The sequence below is a fragment of the Streptomyces sp. N35 genome (assembly GCF_016464295.1).
GTDB lineage: Bacteria > Actinomycetota > Actinomycetes > Streptomycetales > Streptomycetaceae > Streptomyces.
On the sequence record NZ_JAEIMH010000114.1, the window covers coordinates 1 to 19,529 of the forward strand.

The 19,529-nt window shown below is 70.2% G+C and carries 18 protein-coding genes and 3 tRNA genes; 12 read left to right on the forward strand and 9 right to left on the reverse strand.

Features of this window, described 5'->3' with window-relative positions:
- Nucleotide 1: 1 nt before the first annotated feature.
- The 8 genes from JAO81_RS37740 to JAO81_RS37775 form a co-directional block, all read right to left on the reverse strand.
- A tRNA-Gly gene (locus tag JAO81_RS37740) sits at nt 2-74 on the reverse strand.
- Nucleotides 75-109: 35 nt separating this feature from the next.
- Nucleotides 110-745 (reverse strand): response regulator transcription factor, encoded by a 636-nt coding sequence (locus tag JAO81_RS37745; protein ID WP_199552520.1) that lies wholly within the window; start codon nt 743-745, stop codon nt 110-112.
- Nucleotides 742-2,238 carry a histidine kinase gene (locus tag JAO81_RS37750; protein ID WP_307814119.1) on the reverse strand — a complete coding sequence of 499 codons (1,497 nt, stop codon included), beginning with the start codon at nt 2,236-2,238 and terminating at the stop codon, nt 742-744. The genes JAO81_RS37745 and JAO81_RS37750 overlap by 4 nt, the downstream gene beginning before the upstream one ends.
- Nucleotides 2,211-3,008: an ABC transporter permease gene (locus tag JAO81_RS37755; RefSeq protein WP_199552521.1), complete on the reverse strand. Its 798-nt coding sequence runs from the start codon at nt 3,006-3,008 to the stop codon at nt 2,211-2,213. The genes JAO81_RS37750 and JAO81_RS37755 overlap by 28 nt, the downstream gene beginning before the upstream one ends.
- Nucleotides 3,005-3,988 (reverse strand): ABC transporter ATP-binding protein, encoded by a 984-nt coding sequence (locus tag JAO81_RS37760; protein ID WP_199552522.1) that lies wholly within the window; start codon nt 3,986-3,988, stop codon nt 3,005-3,007. Before JAO81_RS37760 ends, JAO81_RS37755 begins: the two co-directional genes overlap by 4 nt.
- Before the next feature lie 190 nt (nt 3,989-4,178).
- Nucleotides 4,179-4,254: transfer RNA gene (locus tag JAO81_RS37765), tRNA-Gly, on the reverse strand.
- 80 nt (nt 4,255-4,334) lie between these two features.
- Nucleotides 4,335-4,406: transfer RNA gene (locus JAO81_RS37770), tRNA-Gly, on the reverse strand.
- A 121-nt stretch (nt 4,407-4,527) separates the two neighbouring features.
- Nucleotides 4,528-4,860 (reverse strand): Lsr2 family protein, encoded by a 333-nt coding sequence (locus tag JAO81_RS37775; protein WP_199552523.1) that lies wholly within the window; start codon nt 4,858-4,860, stop codon nt 4,528-4,530.
- 447 nt (nt 4,861-5,307) lie between these two features.
- Here JAO81_RS37775 and purS point away from each other — a divergent pair, with 447 nt between their 5' ends.
- The 9 genes from purS to JAO81_RS37820 all read left to right on the forward strand — a co-directional run bounded on the left by purS (nt 5,308) and on the right by JAO81_RS37820 (nt 14,044).
- The gene (gene purS, locus JAO81_RS37780) at nt 5,308-5,559 is read left to right on the forward strand and encodes a phosphoribosylformylglycinamidine synthase subunit PurS (protein ID WP_165331620.1); all 252 of its coding nucleotides are present in this window, start codon (nt 5,308-5,310) and stop codon (nt 5,557-5,559) included.
- Nucleotides 5,556-6,236 carry a phosphoribosylformylglycinamidine synthase subunit PurQ gene (gene purQ / locus JAO81_RS37785; RefSeq protein ID WP_199552524.1) on the forward strand — a complete coding sequence of 227 codons (681 nt, stop codon included), beginning with the start codon at nt 5,556-5,558 and terminating at the stop codon, nt 6,234-6,236. Before purS ends, purQ begins: the two co-directional genes overlap by 4 nt.
- Nucleotides 6,236-8,485 (forward strand): phosphoribosylformylglycinamidine synthase subunit PurL, encoded by a 2,250-nt coding sequence (purL, locus tag JAO81_RS37790; protein ID WP_199552525.1) that lies wholly within the window; start codon nt 6,236-6,238, stop codon nt 8,483-8,485. Before purQ ends, purL begins: the two co-directional genes overlap by 1 nt.
- A gap of 138 nt (nt 8,486-8,623) precedes the next feature.
- Nucleotides 8,624-9,856, forward strand: a complete 1,233-nt coding sequence (locus JAO81_RS37795) for a hypothetical protein (protein ID WP_199552526.1) — start codon at nt 8,624-8,626, stop codon at nt 9,854-9,856.
- A gap of 17 nt (nt 9,857-9,873) precedes the next feature.
- A complete protein-coding gene (locus tag JAO81_RS37800; protein ID WP_199552527.1) occupies nt 9,874-10,374 on the forward strand; it encodes a helix-turn-helix transcriptional regulator in 501 nt (166 codons plus the stop codon).
- 24 nt (nt 10,375-10,398) lie between these two features.
- Entirely contained in the window at nt 10,399-11,235 is an 837-nt protein-coding gene (locus JAO81_RS37805; RefSeq protein WP_199552528.1) for a M23 family metallopeptidase, read from the forward strand.
- A 37-nt stretch (nt 11,236-11,272) separates the two neighbouring features.
- Nucleotides 11,273-12,310 carry a hypothetical protein gene (locus JAO81_RS37810; protein WP_199552529.1) on the forward strand — a complete coding sequence of 346 codons (1,038 nt, stop codon included), beginning with the start codon at nt 11,273-11,275 and terminating at the stop codon, nt 12,308-12,310.
- Between the two features lie 10 nt (nt 12,311-12,320).
- Complete coding sequence (locus JAO81_RS37815; protein WP_199552530.1) at nt 12,321-13,112, forward strand: maleylpyruvate isomerase family mycothiol-dependent enzyme; 792 nt, start codon at nt 12,321-12,323, stop codon at nt 13,110-13,112.
- 131 nt (nt 13,113-13,243) lie between these two features.
- Nucleotides 13,244-14,044, forward strand: a complete 801-nt coding sequence (locus JAO81_RS37820; protein ID WP_199552531.1) for an META domain-containing protein — start codon at nt 13,244-13,246, stop codon at nt 14,042-14,044.
- Here the strand turns inward: JAO81_RS37820 and JAO81_RS37825 are convergent.
- A complete protein-coding gene (locus tag JAO81_RS37825) occupies nt 14,013-15,350 on the reverse strand; it encodes an LPXTG cell wall anchor domain-containing protein (protein WP_233416492.1) in 1,338 nt (445 codons plus the stop codon). The two genes, JAO81_RS37820 and JAO81_RS37825, sit on opposite strands and share 32 nt — an antisense overlap.
- Before the next feature lie 266 nt (nt 15,351-15,616).
- Between JAO81_RS37825 and JAO81_RS37830 the strand changes: the two genes are divergently transcribed.
- The 3 genes from JAO81_RS37830 (at nt 15,617) to purM (ending at nt 19,468) form a co-directional block, all read left to right on the forward strand.
- Complete coding sequence (locus JAO81_RS37830) at nt 15,617-16,675, forward strand: hypothetical protein (RefSeq protein WP_199552532.1); 1,059 nt, start codon at nt 15,617-15,619, stop codon at nt 16,673-16,675.
- Between the two features lie 121 nt (nt 16,676-16,796).
- On the forward strand, nt 16,797-18,326 hold the full coding sequence (purF, locus tag JAO81_RS37835; protein ID WP_199552533.1) for an amidophosphoribosyltransferase: 1,530 nt from the start codon (nt 16,797-16,799) through the stop codon (nt 18,324-18,326).
- A 35-nt stretch (nt 18,327-18,361) separates the two neighbouring features.
- On the forward strand, nt 18,362-19,468 hold the full coding sequence (purM, locus tag JAO81_RS37840; protein WP_199552534.1) for a phosphoribosylformylglycinamidine cyclo-ligase: 1,107 nt from the start codon (nt 18,362-18,364) through the stop codon (nt 19,466-19,468).
- Nucleotides 19,469-19,529 lie beyond the last annotated feature (61 nt).

Genomic DNA, 19,529 nt, shown 5'->3' on the forward strand with positions numbered 1-19,529 from the left:
GAGCGAACGACGAGGTTCGAACTCGCGACCTCAACCTTGGCAAGGTTGCGCTCTACCAACTGAGCTACGTTCGCACGCACGGTGAGCTTTCGCCGTAGTGCGGAGACCACTATACCCAACCGCGCTCGCGCGCGAGGCGCACCGCCGCATGACGGTTCTCGACCCCGAGTTTCGAGACGGCCGCGGAGAGATAGTTCCGCACGGTCCCCGGCGACAGCGCCGCCCGGTCGGCGATCTCCGACACCGGCGCACCGTCCGCCGCCAGCTCGAGGACCTCCGCCTCGCGCGCGGTCAGCGGCGAGTCCCCGGAGGAGATGGCGTCGGCCGCCAACTCCGGGTCCACATAACGGTTTCCGGCGTGCACGGTACGGATGATCTCGGCGAGCCGCTGCGCACTCACGGTCTTCGGCACGAACCCCCTTACACCCGCTTCGAGCGCCCGCTTCAGATGCCCGGGCCGCCCATGGCTCGTCACGATCATGGTCTGGCAGGACGGGAGTTCACGCCGCAGCGATGTGGCCACGCTCACACCGTCCGCGCCCGGCATCTGCAGATCCAGTACGGCGACATCCGGCCGGTGCGCGAGCGCCATGGCGAGCGCCTCGGGCCCGGAGGCCGCCTCCGCGACGACGGTCAGATCGTCCTCGAGCGCGAGCAGCGCGGCCAGCGCCCCGCGGATCAGATGCTCGTCGTCGGCGAGCAGGATTCTCAGGGAGGGCACATCCACGGATGCGGGCTCGGTCATCGGGCGGCCTCGTTCTCGTTCGTACGGGGAGCGGATTCTGTGGTCGTACGGGATGCGGGCTTCGAGGTCGTACGGGACGTGGACTTCGATGCCGTACGGGACGTGGACTTCGAGTCCGTACGGGACGTGGACTTCGAGTCCGTACGGGAAACGGGTGCGGGTTCGGGCACCCCCAGCGGCACCTCGGCGACCAGCTCGAACATTCCGTCCCCGGCCGGTCCCGCCTCGAGGCGGGCGCCCGGCGGCGCGGGCCGCCCCCCGCGCCCCGCGGGGCCGGGACCGCCGGGGGCCGGGGGCGGCGGGGGGGCCCGGTTGCCCTTAAGGGGCTCGGCCCCCGGGAGGGCGGGGTCTGTTCCCGCACCGTCGTTGTCGACCGTGAGCACAGCCCTCCCCGCCACCACCCGCAGCGTGATGGCGCACCGCGTCGCGTCCCCGTGCCGCAGCACATTGGTGGCCGCCTCCCGCACCACCCAGCCGAGCGCCGCGTGGGCGCCCGTCGGCAGCTCGTGCGCCGCCTCGGCGCCGGTCACCCGGCAGTCGATCCCGGCGGCGGTCAACACGGCCTGTGCACCGGCCAGTTCGGACCCGAGGCTCGCCTCGCGGTAGCCGCGTACGACTTCCTGCACTTCCCGCTGCGACTCCCGGGCGATCCGCTGCACCTCGATCATCTGCTCCACGGCCTCGGGGCGGCCGCGCCGGGCCAGCTGCACGGCGAGCTCGCTCTTCAAAGCGATCACCGCCAGATTCCGGCCCATCACGTCATGCAGATCCCGCCCGAACCGCAGCCGCTCCTCGGCGACCGCGAGCCGCGCCTGGGCCTCGCGGCCGCGTTCCGCCTGCCACATGACCCCCAGGCTCCAGGCGGAGCAGCGGATGCTGGCCAGGCAGATCATGGCTCCGCCGTACACCCCCACGGCATAGCCGAGCAGCGTCATGTCACGCACACCGACGAGGGCGAACGCGCCGGTCACCACCACGGCGGCGGCCAGGCTCCACTGCTGGAACGTACGCAGCGGCATGGTGAGACAGCGTTCGGCGGTGTACGGGATGACCGCGAAGAGCGCCACGAAGACGGTGAACTCCTTGTCGAGCGCACCGGTCGCCTCGAGCCCGAGATCGAGGGCGAGCGTGCCGGCCATCAGCGCGCCGGCGAGCAGCCAGCTCCGGGCCGGGACGATGCCGCGGCCCAGGTACTCGCCGAACGCCAGGGGCAGCAGCCGCCAGGCGAGCACGCACTGGGCGGCCGCGCAGATCAGGAGCAGCACACCGAGCAGCAGCGGCAGCCCGGGCGGCTCCGAGACGAGCTGGGCGACGGGCATCACCAGCCAGGCCAGGAAGAAGAACCAGACCATGAGCCGCACGATGAGCAGGCTCTGGAACTCCATGCGCTCCACATGACTGCGCTCGTCCCAGACGCCCTTGCGCCACCGTCGATACCGCTCCAGCACGTTGTCGCTCTCCCCGCTCAGCGCCTCGGCTCCCAACGGAACCACCGTCGTACAGCAAACACCGCCACCACGATCCAGGCCACCGCCACGGCCAGCGCCGACAGTGCGTCGCCCGTGGACAGGGTGCCGGTCCAGCCACCGCGCACGAGCGTGATCACGGGGGAGAACGGCAGCAGTTCGAGGACGGACGCAAGACGGTCGGGGAAGACCTCGAGCGGCACGGTCATCCCGGAGCCGATCATCGAGACGAACACCATCGGCAGCGCCATCACCTGGGCGCTCTCGGCCGTCTTGCTGAGCCCTGCGGTCACCGCGGCGAGGCCGACGGCGATCACGAGGCCGAGCAGCACGCCGAGCACGGCCCAGTACACGGCGGGCGGCGCCGCCAGGTCGAGCAGTACGGTCGCCCCGACCGTCACGACCACACACTGCAGCAGGCCGATCAGCGCGGCGGGCAGCGCGGCGCCCGCGAGGATCTCCTGATCGCGCAGTTCACCGGTGCGCAGCCGCTTGAAGACCAGCTCCTCACGGCGCACCACGAAGGTGGTCACCAGAGCGCTGTAGACCGCGAAGAGAAGCGAGAAGCCGACGGCCGCGGTCAGGAGCAGCTCGCCGACCTTCACGCCGGTGCCCTCGAGCGTCGACTCCTTGACGGTGGCCTGCACGCTGAACGGCAGGATCAGCGGCACGATGAGCGCGGTCACCAAGGTGCCCTTCGCCCGTCCGAGCAGCGTCAGCTCGGTGCGCGCGAGCGCGGTCATCCGCCCCGCGGGGGTGGTGCGTGCCGCGGGGGTGGTGAGGGTGGTGGTGCTCATGCCACGGTCTCCTTCGTACGTACGGCGTCGGCTTCCTCCGCGGACTGTCCGTCCCGCGCCTCGCGGGCGATCTGCAGAAAGGCCTCTTCGAGCGAGGCGGGCCGCACATCGAGCCTGCGCAGCTCCACACCGGCTTCCTGGGCCCACAACAGCAGCCCGGTGGCGGACCGTTGGAGTTCGGGTGTGCGCAGCCGCACGGTCTGTCCGTCCGTCTCGTGCCCGGTCACACCGAGTTCGCCGAGCGGCGGGAGATCTCCGACGAAGTAGCCGTCGGGCAGGTCGAAGGAGATCCGGGACGGCTGGGTGGCGGTCACCTCGCCAGGGGTGCCGGTCAGCGCGATGCGTCCCTCGTGCAGGATCGCGAGCCGGTCGGCCAGCATCTCGGCCTCTTCGAGGTAATGCGTGGTGAGCAGCACGGTGGTGCCGTTCGCCCGCAGCGCCCGCACCAACTCCCAGGTGTCGACGCGCCCTTCGGCGTCGAGCCCGGTGGTCGGTTCGTCGAGGAAGAGCACCTCGGGCCGGCCGAGCAGCGCCATCGCCAGATCGAGCCGCCGCTTCTCGCCGCCGGAGAGCATCTTCACGCGGACGTCCGCCCTGCGGGTCAGACCGACGAGTTCGAGCGCCTCACGGATCGGCCGCGCACCACTGGTGCAGCCGGCCCACATCCGTACGCTCTCGCTGACGGTCAGCTCGGACGGGAACCCGCCCTCCTGCAGCATCACGCCGATCCGCGGCCGCACCGCGGCCCGCTCGCTGTACGGGTCGTGCCCGAGGACCCGGACCTGCCCCGCGGCCGGCTTCGCGAGCCCTTCGAGGAGTTCGACGGTGGAGGTCTTGCCCGCGCCGTTGGTGCCGAGCAGAGCGAACAGCTCGCCCTTTCCGACGCTGAAGGAGATCCCCCGTACCGCCTCGAAGCCGCCCGCGTACGTGCGTCGCAGATCGGTGACGTCGATCACGCGTTCTTCGGTGGTGGTGTTCATGCCTCAAGCCTCCCCGCGATCAAGGAGCGCGGGCAGTGCGTGCGGTCATGAGCTGGGGTGACAGCTCTCACAGCCGCACATGACACCTGTCATAAACGGGCCGACGCGATCCCGTGACAGGGTCGGGGCGTGTCAGGACAGCATGATCCCGGAACGCCGAAAGCCCCCGGTTTCCCGGGGGCTTTCGATGTGGAGCGAACGACGAGGTTCGAACTCGCGACCTCAACCTTGGCAAGGTTGCGCTCTACCAACTGAGCTACGTTCGCACAGCATCCGTCCGGCTCTCACCGGGCGGCGCTGATACAAGACTACCTGATCCACAGGAGTGGTCGGAGCCTCGTATCGGAGCGGGTGACAGGAATTGCACACTGCGCCTCCCCCCTGGAAGGGGGGTGTTCTGCTACTGAACTACACCCGCGCGTTCTCCGTGGTGTCCGGTCTCCCGGGCCCCGCGGCGCGTTCCAGACTCTAGCCGACCTGCGGGGGTGGAATGCAAGTCGGTTGTGCCCCGGGGCCTCGCGACCCCGGGGCACAGGGCCTCAGTTGGCGGCTTCGAAGGCCTCGTAGACCTTCTTGGGGATGCGTCCCCGGGCCGGCACGTCCATCTTGTTGGACCGTGCCCAGGCCCGGACCGCCGCCGGGTCCGCCGCGACCGCGGTGTGCTTCACGGCCTTGTTCGCCTTGCCCGTGCCGCGCCCCGACTGCTTGCGGCCCGCGTCCAGGTACGGAGCGAGCGCCTTGCGCAGTTTCTTGGCATTGGCTTGATTGAGGTCGATCTCGTACGACTTGCCGTCAAGACCGAAGGCGACCGTTTCCGCCGCTTCTGAGCCGTCGATGTCGTCAAAGAGAGTGACCACGACACGCTGCGCCACGAATATCGGTCCTTTCCTGCGGAATCACCGCTTCGATGTCGGCCTGACATGCGCTTCTGTCGCGCCCGCACGCCGGTCGACGCCCCGTTTTCCCAGCCGTTATCGGCACTTTAGGCCCATGATCCGGCTTTCGCTTATTTGCCCGCGAATCCGCCGGCGAATCCTTTGTACAGTGCCGAGCATTGCATGGGGAAGACCGACTAAATCTCTCCGCGTGTCCGGGCGCAATGGAACGCCGGAGGTTTCTTGCCGCGTTTCCCGGAATTTTCCCTGCCCATTGCTCGGCTAACCGGTCGCGGTGGGCGGCGGAGATCACCGTAAAAGTGAGCGCGATCACGTAGGAACCTACGAGTCTACGCGGGTAGAAATTTACGTCGGATACGCTGAACCGACCAGCTCAGCATCGTGCTGCAGTCAGCTGCTCAGCACCACACACCGGGAGTGCCAGTGGCACGCGTCGTAGTCGACGTCATGCTCAAGCCGGAGATCCTCGACCCCCAGGGACAGGCGGTGCAGCGTGCGCTGCCGCGTCTGGGATTCGACGGGATCGCGGACGTACGTCAGGGCAAGCGTTTCGAGCTCGAGGTCGATGGGGACGTCGACGAGGCCGCGCTCGCCCGTATCCACGAAATGGCCGAGACCTTCCTCGCCAACACCGTCATCGAGGACTTCGTCGTGAAGGTCGAGGAGTCCAAGTGACCGCTCGTATCGGCGTCGTCACCTTCCCCGGGACGCTCGACGACCAGGACGCGCTGCGCGCCGCCCGGCTCGCGGGCGCCGAGGCCGTTTCCCTGTGGCACCGCGACAAGGACCTCAAGCAGGTCGACGCGGTCGTGCTCGCCGGCGGTTTCAGTTACGGCGACTACCTGCGGGCCGGGGCCATCTCCCGTTTCTCGCCGGTGATGGAGACGATCATCGAGCAGGCCAAGGCGGGCATGCCCGTTCTCGGTATCTGCAACGGATTCCAGATCCTCACCGAGGCGCATCTGCTCCCCGGCGCGATGCTGCGCAACAACCACCTGCACTTCATCTGCCGCGACCAGAAGCTGCGCGTCGAGAACGCGGGCACCGCCTGGACGTCCGACTACGAGCAGGGCGAGGAGATCCAGGTCCCGCTCAAGAACATGGACGGGCGTTACGTCGCCGACGAGCGCACGCTCGACGAGCTCGAGGCGGAGGGCCGGGTCGCGTTCCGCTACCTGGACATGAACCCCAACGGCTCGCTGCGCGACATCGCCGGCATCACCAACGAGGCGGGCAACGTCGTCGGCCTCATGCCGCACCCCGAGCACGCGGTCGAGTCCCTGGTCGGCACCGGCCGTACCGACGGGCTCGGATTCTTCACCTCGATCCTCAAGAAGCTGGTCACTGCCTGATGACTCTGGACACGGTCAAGCACGCGGCCGGGACCCCCGACGTCTCCCAGCCCTGGAAGGAACTCGGCCTCAAGGAGGACGAGTACGCCCGGATCCGCGAGATCCTCGGCCGCCGTCCCACCGGCGCCGAGCTCGCCATGTACTCGGTCATGTGGTCCGAGCACTGCTCGTACAAGAGCAGCAAGGTCCATCTGAAGCAGTTCGGCGAGAAGGCCCCCGAGAGCGATGCGCTTCTCGTCGGCATCGGTGAGAACGCGGGCGTCGTCGACGTCGGCCAGGGCTACGCGGTCACCTTCAAGGTCGAGTCGCACAACCACCCCTCCTACATCGAGCCGTACCAGGGCGCCGCGACCGGCGTCGGCGGCATCGTGCGCGACATCCTCGCGATGGGCGCCCGTCCGGTGGCCGTGATGGACCCGCTGCGCTTCGGCGCCGCGGACCACCCCGACACCAAGCGGGTCCTGCCGGGCGTCGTCGCCGGCATCGGCGGCTACGGCAACTGCCTGGGCCTGCCGAACATCGGCGGCGAGGTCGTCTTCGACTCCTGCTACCAGGGCAACCCGCTGGTCAACGCGCTGTGCGTGGGCGTCATGAAGCACGAGGACATCCACCTCGCGAAGGCCTCGGGCACCGGCAACAAGGTCATCCTGTACGGGGCCCGTACCGGCGGTGACGGCATCGGCGGCGTCTCCGTGCTCGCCTCCGAGACCTTCGACTCGACCGGTCCGTCGCGGCGTCCGGCCGTCCAGGTCGGCGACCCGTTCCAGGAGAAGCTGCTCATCGAGTGCACCCTGGAGATCTTCCGCGAGAACCTCGTGGACGGTATCCAGGACCTCGGCGGCGCCGGTCTGTCGTGTGCGACGAGTGAGCTCGCGAGTGCCGGCTCCGGTGGCATGCGCGTCGAGCTGGACCGCGTCCACCTGCGTGACGCGACGCTCTCGCCCGAGGAAATCCTCATGAGCGAGTCGCAGGAGCGCATGTGCGCGATCGTCGAGCCCGGCAAGGTCGACCGCTTCCTGGAGATCTGCGAGAAGTGGGACGTCATCGCCACGGTCATCGGTGAGGTCACCGAGGGCTCGCAGCTGGAGATCTTCTGGCACGGCGAGCAGATCGTGGACGTGCCGCCGCGGACCGTCGCCCACGAGGGCCCGGTCTACCACCGCCCGTACGAGCGTCCGTCCTGGCAGGACGCGCTGCAGGCCGATGACGCCAACAAGCTGGCGCGACCGGCGAATTCGGCCGAGCTGCGCGAGCAGGTCCTGAAGCTGGTCGCCTCGCCGAACCAGGCCTCCAAGTCCTGGATCACCGACCAGTACGACCGCTTCGTGCAGGGCAACACGATCCTGGCCCAGCCCGAGGACTCCGGCATGGTCCGTATCGACGAGGAGACCAACCTCGGTGTGGCCGTGGCGACGGACGGCAACGGCCGGTACGCCAAGCTCGACCCGTACGCGGGCGCCCAGCTCGCGCTCGCCGAGTCGTACCGCAATGTCGCCGCCTCCGGCGCCAAGCCCCTCGCCATCTCCAACTGCCTCAACTTCGGCTCGCCCGAGGACCCGGCGGTCATGTGGCAGTTCGCCGAGGCCACCCGTGGTCTCGCGGACGGCTGCCTGGAGCTCGGCACCCCGGTGACCGGCGGCAATGTCTCGCTCTACAACCAGACCGGCGAGACGGCGATCCACCCGACGCCCGTCGTGGCCGTCCTCGGTGTGATCGACGACGTCAACCGCCGTACGCCGGTGGCCTTCGCCGAAGAGGGCCAGCTGATCTACCTCCTGGGCGAGACCCGCGAGGAGTTCGGCGGCTCGGCCTGGTCCCAGGTCGTGCACGACCACCTCGGTGGTCTGCCGCCCGTCGTGGACCTGGAGCGCGAGAAGCTGCTCGGCGACATCCTGATCTCGGGTTCGCGCGACGGCATGATCGACGCCGCGCACGACCTTTCCGACGGCGGTCTGATCCAGGCGGTCACCGAGTCCTGCCTCCGTGGGGGCAAGGGTGCGCGCCTGGTCGTGCCGGACGGTCTCGACGCCTTCACCTTCCTCTTCTCGGAGTCGGCGGGCCGCGCGGTCGTCGCCGTCCCGCGCAGCGAGGAGCTCCGCTTCACCGACATGTGCGGTGCGCGGGGTCTGCCGGCGACGCGGATCGGCGTCATCGACGGGGATGCGGTGGAGCTGCAGGGCGAGTTCAGCCTTCAGCTGAGCGAGCTGCGTGAGGCGCACGAGGCGACGATTCCGGGTCTGCTGGCGTAGCACCCGTAACCGCCTTCTGCCGTACGTGACTTCGGCCCCGTCCAGGGTTCTGGGCGGGGCCGAAGTGTGTGTGCCGACCTTCCCGGGGGCCGGCGGAAGGGGCTGTTCAGGGGCGCACCGCCGGTTGATACTGCGGCGGTGAACACCCCCTACGTCCCCATATCCGCCGGTCAACGGCCCGAAGCCCTGCCCCTGGAGCCGGGCGATGCCGAGCGCTGGGCGGCGGCCGGCGGGCCGCGCCGGGCCTCGGGCGGGTTCCTCGCGCTGGTGCTCGGGGCAGGGTTCCTCGCCGTGTTCGTGGTGATGGGCGTATCGGGGACGGACACCCCGTCCTGTACGGATGCCGAGCCGTGCGGCACCGACTGGGGCGCGTACTTCGCGATGCTGCCCGTCCTGCTGACTCCGTACTGCGTGTGGCGATTCCCCCGGGCCGCCCTCGTGCTGCTTCCCCTGCCGGCGGCCGGCGGCCTCGCGGCGGTGCTCACCGGCGGCACGGTGCTCACCACTGCGGACCGGATCGCCGTGGGCGGCCTCACCGCTGTGGTGGTCCTGGTGTGGGGCGGCGTCCTGCTGCGTATCCGGGCCCGTGCCCGGCAGCGCGAGCTGGCGCTGCGGGCGACGGGAGGCTTGCGCGCCCTCGTACCGGAACAATTGCCGCGCAGTAAGCAGGGGTTGCGACGGATCGTGCTGGGTGCGGGGTTCCTCCTGGTCGGCGGTCTCGTGCTGCTGCACGGTGTGCTGGCCGAGCGGGACTTTGCCGACCGGGCGCGCGGCGCGGAACGCCACACCGCCCGGGTGCTCGGCCCCGACGGCGACAGCCGGCTCCGCGTGCGGATGCCGGACGGCACCGCCCGGGGCCTTCCGGCCACCTTCCCCGAGGAATTCCGGCCCGGCAGCGAGGCCGGTGTGCTGGCCGACGGCGACTGGGCGCGGCTCGTGGCGCAGCCGTACGACGCGATGGGGCAGCAGATGGCGTCCCTGCTCTTCGTCGTCACCGGCAGCGCGATGCTCACGCGCGGCGCCCTGCTGCACCGCAGGCTCCGCGCCCTGCACGGCGAACCCCAGCCGGTGCTGCGCGTCCTGGTCTCCGAGAACGAGGGGCCGACCGTCGCCGTACGGACGGAGGGGGATCCGGAGCGGGTGTTCCTGCTGTACGACCGCGTCCGCGAGCGCTCGGTCCTGCCGCGCGGCTCGTCCGGGAACGGCATCCCCTGGACCCACAGGGAAGCGCCGCGTCAGGCCGTCCTCTACGGGGAGCTGTACGACGGGGCCGACATCGTGGTGCTCACCATGGGAGGCAAGGGCAAGGCACGGGTGTACGGAGGGACCGCGGTGCGCGTGTCCAGGGCACCCTTGCACGGTATTACGTAACTACGTAATGTCGCGGCATGGATCTGGAAGAGCGCGTCGCCGAGCTTGAACGGCGCATGGCCGCGCTGGATCGCCCCGAGTCGGCCGCGGCGACGCACTCGACGGGTGACTTCTGGGCGCTCGAAGGGCTGAAAGCCCAGCTCGCGGGGCTCGGCGCGGCCGACGGCGGTGTCCTGTTCACCGGTGCCGTACGGCTGCCGACCGGGCAGCGGTACGAGTGGCAGACCGGCGCTGTGGCGGAGGACCTGTTCGAGCGCGACTGGTCGCAGGCCGCCGACTCCTTCGCCGCGCTGGGCCACCCCGTACGGCTGCGGCTCCTGCGCGAAATCCTCGGCGGGCGCTGCACCGCCGCCGAGCTGGCCGATCTCGAGGAGACCGGCACGACCGGCCAGATCTACCACCACCTGCGCCAACTGACCGGCGCGGGCTGGCTGCACACCACCGGGCGCGGCCGCTACGAGGTGCCGGCGGGGCGCGTGGTCCCGCTGCTCGTGGCGCTGAGCGCCGCGCGGCCGTAACCGACCAGCACAGGGGGAACGACCATGTCCGCACGCCGGAGCAAGTTCGCCGCACGCCTGCAGTACCTGCTCGTCCTGTACGTCGTCGCCCAGGTGGTCGTCGGGTCCTTCACGGACCTGCCCTACCCGTACTGGGCCGGCTGGATCCCGATCGTCGCCGTCCTCGCGATCGCCTTCGTACGGCGCAGGTCGGCCGACCGGGCGGCGGCGGCCCACCCGCCGGCCCCGGTGCCGATCGATCCGCCCGTCACCGGCCGCTGGTCCGCCCTGAACAGCCCCGCGACCAAGGTGCCGAGCCACGGCACCCACGCTTACGGGCAGACCTACGCCATCGACATCGTGGCCGAGCCCGAGGACAGGGAGCGGCCCGGCTTCGCCTGGGTCCGGCCCGTGGCGCGGTCCAACGCGGCCTTCCCGGCCTTCGGCGCACCGCTGCTCGCCGTGGCCGACGCCACCGTCGTGCACGCGGAGGACGGCCAGCGCGACCACCTCAGCCGCAACTCCCTGCTCGCGCTCCTCTACTTGATGATCGTCGAGAGCATCGGCAGGACCCTGGGCGGAGCCCGCCGGGTCGTCGGCAACCACCTCGTCCTCGACCTCGGCGACGGCACGTACGCCCTGTACGCGCACCTCCAGCACGGCTCGCTCTCCGTGCGCACGGGCGACAAGGTGACCACGGGCCAACAGCTCGCCCGCTGCGGCAACTCCGGCAACTCCACCGAGCCCCACGTCCACTTCCAGCTGATGGACACCCCGACCCTGACCACGGCCCAAGGCCTCCCGTTCACCTGGCGCGGCGTGGGGGTTCCTGTCAATGGGGAGCGGTTCACGGTGGCCGCCGGGCAGTCGCTGAGCGGTTGACAGGTTCGCCGGAGTCTGCGATTCCGGGGGAGCTGTGGTGATCGGTGAGCGGGTGCGTCGTGCCGTCAACGTAGCGCTGTGTCTGACTGCCGTGGTCGGTACGGGCTGGGGCGGGTACGAGACGTACTCGGTCCTGTCGGCCCGGTCGGAGATCAACGCGGCGTGTGCGGGACTGGTGCCGGTGGGCAAGGGTGAGGGAGAGCGCACGTTCTTCGAGGCCTTCGTCACCCTCGAACCCGATACGCGTCCGGTCCAGCCGGATGAGCACTGGGCGTTCGAGAGGTCGTACCGGCCGACGGTCGACACCCCGCTGGGGCACGGCATCCCGGGCCTGGCGTCGGACAGCGGCGTCAAGGTGAAGCTGACCTGTGCGGGCAAGGTGCGTCGCAACGGGGCGCCGGTCGAGGAGATCACCGCCTATGCCGGCTCCACCACCACCGGGTACACGCCGGTCTTCAAGGGCCGCGGCCAGGTTTCCGGTGACACACGTGACGTGCTCGCCTCGATTGCCGTCGACGTGGCAAACCGGACCGCCGAGCGCCTCGGCTGCGAGAGCCGTCTGCCGGACGCGCCCGCCGGCATTCCCCAGGCCGTGGAAGATTTGACGCCCGCACCCAGGGCGAGCGGAACCTGCGGCTGGTACGCCAAGGCCCGCGACCAGGACGTTCTGCTCCCCGACCGTGTGGTCGGGACCCGGGCCGATCCCGACGTATGGACCGAGTCATGCGGACTGCTGATGAGCCAGGTCGGTGCGTCGCAGGCGCGTGCCGACGGATACGGAGACCTGGACCCGCTGGCGCGCGACCAGAATTGGTCGGCCTCCTTGGACAGTTGGTTCGGCACCGAAGCCGAGAACGTCACCTTGCCGAGGCTGGGCACTGACGATCCGGTCGAGGCTGCCCCGGGCAAGGCCGGCAGGTCGGATGAGAAACCGGCTTGGTGGGCCTCATCCGTATGCCACGGCAAGCCTGCCGTCCACACCCTCGTCCTTGGGGGAGCCGCCTACGCAGAGCGTGCCGCACCCCACTTCGCCAAGATCTTCCGCGCCTACGCCGAGGACACCGACAAGTCGTAGGCTCGCCCTCATGCCGCCCAAGCCACGCCCCCGCACCTACGACCCCGCCAAGACCCGCGCCGCCGTGCTCGCCCAGTTCGCTGCCGTGCGGGAGGCCGTACGTGGGCTGGGCGAGGAGCAGTTGGCGCGGGCGACGCGGCTGGAGCCGTGGAACGTGCGGGAGCTCGTGGCGCATATCGGGATGACGATGTACGCCGTCGTGCGGTGTCTCGAGGCCGAGGAGCCGAAGCGGGCCGACCTGTCGCTCGACCGGTATCCGGCCGTCGGCGCCCCGTACGCGCAGTCCGTGGCCGAGACCGCTCAGGCGCTCGCCGAGGAGCACAAGGATCTCGACGCCTGGTTCGGGGAGATCGCCGACCGGGTCACCGCACTGCTCGACGCCGCGCCCGCCGGACGCCTCGTCCAGATGCGGATCGGTGCGATGACCCTGGACGACCTCATGGTCACGCGGACCGTCGAACTCATCGTCCACACCGATGACCTGAGCCGTGCCGCCGGCGTCGAGATCCCGATGCAGCGCCAGGCCCTCGCCGCCTGCACCCGCTTTCTCGCCGACACCCTCGCCGCCAAGGCACCGGGCGCGTCCACGGAGGTCCGTATCCCTCCGTATGCCGTCGTGCAGTGCATCGAGGGACCCCGGCACACGCGCGGGACCCCGCCCAATGTCGTCGAGACGGATCCGCTGACCTGGGTGCGGCTCGCGACGGGGCGTACGGAGTGGGCGACCGCCGTGCGGGAAGCCAAGGTCGCCGCCAGTGGGGAGCGGGCCGATCTGTCCGGCCTCCTGCCGGTCCTGAGCTGAGTCCAGCGGGCCATGAGCCGAGTCCAGCCGGTCATGAGCCGAGTCCCTGCCGGTCATGAGCCAAGGGGAACCGACACCCCCACCTCGCCCGTCACATCGGCATGTACACCCAGCGAGGAACACACAAGGCAGTGATCAGCTCCGCAGCCGCGCTCGCCGCGCTCGGACTGCTCGCCGCCTGCGGTGACGAGAAGGCCACCGGGGGCGGCGGCGCGGGCTCCGGGCAGACCTCCGTCGCGACCGGACCCGAGCTCACCGGCGTCCAGTGGGGCGTCGAGAGCCTCACCGTCGGCGGCAAGAAGGCGCAGCCGCCGCGTGGCGGGGCGTACTTCGAGATCTCGAAGGACGGCCGGGTCCAGGGGACCTTCGGCTGCAACTCCTTCTCCGGCAAGGTCGATCTCACGGGCGGCACGGTCAAGGTGGGCTCGCTCGCGCGGACCGAGATGCACTGCGGTGACGACTTCGAGGACCGCGCGTTCTCCGTGTTCGAGGGCGAGCTCAAGGCGAAGGCGGACGGCGACAAGGTCGAACTGACCGGCGCCAAGGGCGACTTCATCACGCTCAAGCGCGTCGAGCCCGCGCCGCTGACCGGCACGAAGTGGCAGGTCACCGCGGTGCTCGAGGGAGACACGGCGGCGTCCCTGCCGAAGGGCGCGAAAGCGCATCTGACCTTCGGCAAGGACGGCCGCGTGACGGGCAATCTGGGCTGCAACAACGTCAACGCCAAGGCCACCGTCCACAAGAACGGCACCCTCACCCTCGGCCCGGCCGGCACCACCCGCAAGATGTGTCCGGACGACCAGATGAAGACGGAGCGCGCCCTGCTCCAGCTCTTCGACGGCACGGTCGACTACAAGGTCACGCACCGCGCGCTGACGCTGACCAAGAACGGCAGCGGAATCAGCGCGAATGCCGCCCCGAGCGGGCAGTAGCGGCGCGACGGCGGCCGCGTGCCGCGAAGACCGCGCCCAGTGCGAGCAGCAGCGCACCACCCGCGGCCACGGGGACGGCGGTGTCCGACTCGGCCCCGGTCTCGGCGAGTTCCTCGTCATCGGAGGCCGGGGCGGCTGGCCGCTCGGTCCCGGTCAGGGTCCCGGCACCCGAGGCGGGCTTCTCCGCGGGCTTCTGCGCGGAGTCTCCTGAGGTGGTGTCCTGCGCGGGCTTCTCCGCGGGCGCCTCGGCAGGAGCCGGTACGCCGTCCAGGCTCACCGCGACCGTCGCCTTGCCCTCGCCCGACGCGAGGACCTTCACGGACACCTGCTCGCCCGCGTCGGTCAGCGTCGTGCCCTCGGCCAGCGCGTCCGCGTCCGCCGCGCCCTTGTCGGACCAGTGGTCGGCGTCCGTGGTGTCCACCAGGGCCGCTTCGGCGTAGTCGCCCTTCGGCGCCCGGTACGCGTGCACACCCGAGATCCGCCCGTCCACCGTCCCCGAGGCGCCGCGCACCTCGACCACCAGACGGTCCTCGCCGAGCGGAATGTCCAGGGCGCGCACCCCGGCGCCGCTCCCGTACAGCGAACGCACTGTGTACGTACCGGACTTGGCGACCTTCACCGCCTCGTCGCCCGACAGCCACTTGCTGTGGATCAGCTCGGGCGCCGTGAGCCCGGCGGCCCAACCCCCGCCGCCCATCGGCGTCTTGTGGCTGGTGTCCTCGCTCGGCTTGCAGCTCGCGAGATCGGCGGAGGTGCAGCGCTCGCGCAGCTGGTGGCTGTAGCCGAAGTTGTGCCCGAACTCGTGCACCAGCGCCGTCATCGAGATCTCCGCGCCGTCGATCGGCATCCACGTCGTGCCGCCGCCGACGGAACCGAGCGCGAGATAGTCGCAGTCGGTCTTCTGGTTCGGGAAGACGATCGAGACGTGCTCGTAGTCCTCCTCGGTGATGCCCTTCTTCTCCAGCGCCTGGTACGTCAGGTCGGAGATCTTCGAGCTGTCGCAGCCGGCCGCCGACATGGGCAGCTCGATCGGGTCGAGGATGCCGCCACCGGCCGCCTCGAAGGTCGTCGCGCCCCGGGTCACCTCGTTGTAGTACGAGGTCAGCGACTTGCTCTCGCCGAAGTAGGACTTCTGCAGCAGGGACTTGGTCGCCGCCGGGTCCGGGAACGTGCTGTCGGAGAAGTTCACCATCACGACCTGCACCCGGCGCTCCTTCGGGGAGTCGGCGGCTTGGGCCGGCGCGGCGATACCGGCCAGGGCGACGGCGGTGGCCGATATCAGCAGGGTGCGGGGGGACAGACGCATGTGGGGGGATCCTTCCGGACTGCGAACTGCGATCAACTCCGATGTGCCCGGCGCACGCTAGCGATCACGTGCCGGAATCGGCCCCCTCCTCTCCCTGCCTTAGGGCCCGCTTAAGGCCCGGCTAAGGATCAAGCCGCCGTACGACGCGACAGGGGGGGGCGGACGTGGCGCAGTCCCCCGTACGCACCCCCAGGAATCGCGGAGTGACTATCCGTGCCCTTGGCTCGACTGTGCGTACTTGCGCAACCCGTCAAGGAGAGAGACGCATGAAGCCCCACATATCTGCCGCGCTGCTCGCCACCGCACTCACGGCCACCGCCGTCGCCCTGCCCGTCGCCTCCGCCACCGCTGCCGCCGAGCCCACACCGCCGCCGGCCGCCGCGAACGCCGACGAGAAGACCGCCCCCGTCGACGGCGGCATCGTCAAGCTCGACCTCGACGCGAAGCTGCTGGCCGATCTCAAGGCCAAGGGCCTGATCCTGACCCAGCTCACCGCCGACTGTCAGGTCCCCAAGGACGACAAGGGCCAGGAGCTCCTCCAGCTCGCCACCGGACTCAGCCTCGGTGTGCAGGCCGGTGGTCTCGCCTCCGTGGACGCCAAGGTCGCCGGCAATCTGGAGCTCGCGAAGACCTGCCTCGGTCTGGTGAACACCAAGGCCAAGACGGCCGTCCTGCTCAAGGACCTCAAGGCCGACCTCACCGCCGGCGCGATCGTCGGCACGCTCGCCGACGCGAAGGCCTCGGCCGAGGTGAAGCTCGGCACGTTCACGGCGCCCAAGCTCACCAAGGGCAACGTCGACGTCAAGACGAACAGCGTGATCCTCGACGCCGACGTCGCACTCGACGCCGCCGTGGCCGCGAAGCTCAACGCCGACCTCGGTGTGGACCTGTTCGTCGGCGGCTCCCCGCTCCTGAACGTCAACGCGACCCTGTCGCTGCTCAACGACATCGACCTGCTCGCGGTCCTCGGCCTCAAGCTCGACGCCAATGTCGGCGCCAAGATCGAGGGCGGCCTGCTCGGCACGGTCGGCGGCGTCCTCGGCGGGCTGCTCGGCGGGCCGCCGCCCGCCCCGCCGCCCCCGGCCCCCCCCCCCCCCCGCCCCCCCCCCCCCACGCCCCCGGACAGCGCGGTGCCGACCCCGAGCGCGAGCCCCGTGAACCGGGCGGCCGAGCCGACGGTCATCGTCACGCAGACGGCGGCGGCCGACTGGTACGGCAACTTCGAGACCCGGCTGCCCACGGTGCCGTCGGCCCCCGAGGTGCCGGAGGTGGGCGAGGTCCCGGAGGTCTCCACCCCGCTGCTGCAGTCGGCGATCGCCGACTGATCCGGTCCCACGCGAACAGCCCCCCGAACGTCCCACGTCCGGGGGGCTTCCCGTATGTTCGTACGAAGATCCAGGGGTACCGCATTCGGAGCATGGGTCGATCTCGCCTACACTCGTGGGCGTGCCACGTGGTGACGGTCGACTCAGTCATGATCTGCTCCCCGGCGAGAAAGGCCCCCAGGACGCTTGCGGCGTCTTCGGTGTCTGGGCTCCCGGCGAAGAGGTCGCCAAACTCACTTACTTCGGGCTTTACGCCCTCCAACACAGGGGCCAGGAGTCCGCGGGAATCGCGGTCAGCAATGGTTCCCAGATCCTCGTCTTCAAGGACATGGGCCTCGTGTCCCAGGTCTTCGACGAGACCTCCCTCGGTTCGCTCCAGGGTCATATCGCGGTCGGTCACGCCCGCTATTCGACGACCGGTGCCTCGGTGTGGGAGAACGCACAGCCGACGTTCCGCGCCACCGCGCACGGCTCGATCGCGCTCGGCCACAACGGCAACCTGGTCAATACGGCCCACCTCGCCGAGATGGTCGCCGATCTGCCCCAGGACCACAGCAGCCGCTCCGTCAAGGTCGCCGCCACCAATGACACCGACCTGGTCACCGCCCTGCTCGCGGGCCAGCAGGACGACGACGGCAAGCCGCTGACCATAGAAGAGGCCGCCGCCAAGGTCCTGCCCGAGGTCCGTGGCGCCTTCTCGCTCGTCTTCATGGACGAGTCCACGCTGTACGCGGCCCGCGACCCGCAGGGCATCCGCCCGCTGGTCCTCGGCCGCCTCGAGCGCGGCTGGGTCGTGGCCTCCGAGTCCGCGGCCCTCGACATCTGCGGCGCCGCGTACGTCCGCGAGGTCGAGCCCGGCGAGATGATCGCCATCGACGAGAACGGCCTGCGCACCTCGCGCTTCGCCGAGGCCAAGCCCAAGGGCTGCGTCTTCGAGTACGTGTACCTCGCGCGCCCCGACACCGACATCGCCGGCCGCAATGTGTACCTCTCCCGCGTGGAGATGGGCCGCAAGCTCGCCAAGGAATACCCGGTCGAGGCCGACCTGGTGATAGCGACGCCGGAGTCGGGCACGCCCGCCGCGATCGGTTACGCCGAGGCCAGCGGTATCCCGTACGGCTCGGGCCTGGTGAAGAACGCCTACGTCGGGCGCACCTTCATCCAGCCCTCGCAGACGATCCGCCAGCTCGGCATCCGTCTCAAGCTCAATCCGCTCAAGGAAGTCATCAAGGGCAAGCGCCTGGTGGTCGTCGACGACTCGATCGTCCGCGGCAACACCCAGCGCGCGCTCGTGCGGATGCTCCGCGAGGCCGGCGCCGCCGAGGTGCACATCCGTATCTCGTCGCCGCCCGTGAAGTGGCCCTGCTTCTTCGGCATCGACTTCGCGACCCGCGCCGAGCTCATCGCCAACGGCATGACGGTCGACGAGATCGCCACGTCGCTCGGCGCCGACTCCCTCTCGTACATCTCCATCGACGGCATGATCGAGGCGACCACCATCGCCAAGCCGAATCTGTGCCGCGCCTGCTTCGACGGCGAATACCCGATGGAGCTTCCCGACCCCGAACTGCTCGGCAAGCAGCTTCTGGAGACGGAACTGGCGGCGGGCGCCGCCGCCACGGCAGCGACCGACGCGATCCGCCGGCCGTAAGCCACTTCTCACCTCGACCCGAAAGATCCCAGGCAATGTCTGCAGAGTCCAACGTGGGGACTCCGTCCCCGGGCGCCCAGTCCGGTGCGTCGTACGCAGCAGCAGGCGTCGACATCGAAGCGGGCGACCGCGCCGTCGAGCTGATGAAGGAGTGGGTGAAGAAGACGCAGCGCCCCGAGACCACCGGTCTCGGCGGCCTCGGCGGGGTCGCCGGCCTCTTCGACGCCTCCCCGCTCAAGCGCTTCGGCCGCCCCCTGCTCGCCTCGGCCACCGACGGCGTCGGCACCAAGGTCGATATCGCGCGCCAGCTCGGGGTCTACGACACCATCGGCCACGACCTCGTCGCGATGGTCATGGACGACATCGTGGTCTGCGGCGCCGAACCGCTCTTCATGACCGACTACATCTGCGTCGGCAAGGTCCACCCCGAGCGGGTCGCCGCCATCGTCAAGGGCATCGCCGAGGGCTGTGTCCTCGCGGGCTGCGCCCTCGTCGGCGGCGAGACCGCGGAGCACCCGGGTCTGCTCGGCCCGGACGACTTCGACGTGGCGGGCGCGGGCACGGGCGCCGTCGAGGCGGACCAGGTCCTGGGCGCGGAACGTATCCGTAAGGGTGACGCCGTCATCGCGATGGCGTCCTCCGGTCTTCACTCCAACGGGTATTCGCTCGTACGGCACGTCCTCTTCGACCGCGCCGGCATGCGCCTCGACCAGGAGGTGGCCGAGCTCGGCCGCACCCTCGGCGAGGAGCTCCTGGAGCCGACGAAGATCTACTCCCTGGACTGCCTGGCGCTGATCCGCACCGCCGAGGTGCACGCGTTCAGCCACGTCACGGGCGGCGGCCTCGCGGCCAACCTGGCCCGGGTGATCCCGTCCGCTCTGCACGCCACCGTGGACCGCTCGACCTGGACCCCGGACCCGGTCTTCGACCTGGTCGGCAAGGCGGGCTCGGTCGACCGCCTGGAGCTGGAGAAGACGCTCAACATGGGCGTCGGCATGATCGCGATCGTTCCGGAGGAGTCCGCCGAGGTCGCCGTTCAGACGCTGGCGGACCGTGGGGTCGAGGCGTGGGTGGCGGGCGAGATCACGGACCGCGGCGACCACGCGACGGGCGCGGAGATGGTCGGCGACTACAGCGCCTGATACCTGCGCAACGGCGCACCCCCCCCCTCATGGACGAGGCCCGGGCCCCTGGGTGCCGGGG

Coding starts and splice junctions, on each gene's coding strand:
- JAO81_RS37745 (WP_199552520.1), bottom strand. CDS start 745: ATGACCGAGCCCGCATCCGTGGATGTGCCCTCCCTGAGAATCCTGCTC.
- JAO81_RS37755 (WP_199552521.1), bottom strand. CDS start 3,008: ATGAGCACCACCACCCTCACCACCCCCGCGGCACGCACCACCCCCGCG.
- JAO81_RS37760 (WP_199552522.1), bottom strand. CDS start 3,988: ATGAACACCACCACCGAAGAACGCGTGATCGACGTCACCGATCTGCGA.
- purL (WP_199552525.1), top strand. CDS start 6,236: ATGACTCTGGACACGGTCAAGCACGCGGCCGGGACCCCCGACGTCTCC.
- JAO81_RS37800 (WP_199552527.1), top strand. CDS start 9,874: ATGGATCTGGAAGAGCGCGTCGCCGAGCTTGAACGGCGCATGGCCGCG.
- JAO81_RS37805 (WP_199552528.1), top strand. CDS start 10,399: ATGTCCGCACGCCGGAGCAAGTTCGCCGCACGCCTGCAGTACCTGCTC.
- JAO81_RS37815 (WP_199552530.1), top strand. CDS start 12,321: ATGCCGCCCAAGCCACGCCCCCGCACCTACGACCCCGCCAAGACCCGC.
- JAO81_RS37825 (WP_233416492.1), bottom strand. CDS start 15,350: ATGCGTCTGTCCCCCCGCACCCTGCTGATATCGGCCACCGCCGTCGCC.
- JAO81_RS37830 (WP_199552532.1), top strand. CDS start 15,617: ATGAAGCCCCACATATCTGCCGCGCTGCTCGCCACCGCACTCACGGCC.
- purM (WP_199552534.1), top strand. CDS start 18,362: ATGTCTGCAGAGTCCAACGTGGGGACTCCGTCCCCGGGCGCCCAGTCC.